This window comes from Paraburkholderia sp. JHI2823 (assembly GCF_038900695.1).
Taxonomy (GTDB): domain Bacteria; phylum Pseudomonadota; class Gammaproteobacteria; order Burkholderiales; family Burkholderiaceae; genus Paraburkholderia; species Paraburkholderia mimosarum.
Window position 1 is genome coordinate 1 of sequence record NZ_JAYMRY010000295.1, and the last position, 430, is coordinate 430.

1 protein-coding gene is annotated in these 430 nt (G+C 65.6%); it reads right to left on the bottom strand.

Translation table 11 applies throughout. The features are described from left to right. On the bottom strand, positions 1-430 hold a 430-nt coding region (locus VSR34_RS38720), incomplete at both ends, for an SRPBCC domain-containing protein (protein WP_342965275.1).

The window sequence follows — 430 nt, forward strand, 5'->3', positions numbered from 1 at the left end:
GATCATGCCCACGCCGACCGTCACATCCGCGCGATACTGGTTCGGTCCGGTCGCTTCGAGCGCGTGGCAGCCTGGAATGACCTTCGCGAGCGCCTGCGGGTCCATCAGCACCGCAAAGATCGCTTCGGGTTTGGCGTCGAGATCGACAGTGCCCCGCGCCGTCAGCGCCTTGCCGCCTGCGAGCGCCTTGTTCGGCGCGGCGGTCGCTGCCGCTTCGAGTAACTCGGGACGCGAAGGCGGTGGATCGTCGATGCCGATCAGGTGCATCACCTTCGCGGGCGTGAGCGGCAAGCGAATATCCTCGACGCCGAGTGCATCGGCCACTGCATTTGCGATGCAAGGTGGCGTGCTCATGTTGTTGCCTTCGCCGAGCCCTTTCGCACCGAGCGGCGTGAACGGCGACGGCGTTTCCAGATGCACGATCACCGGT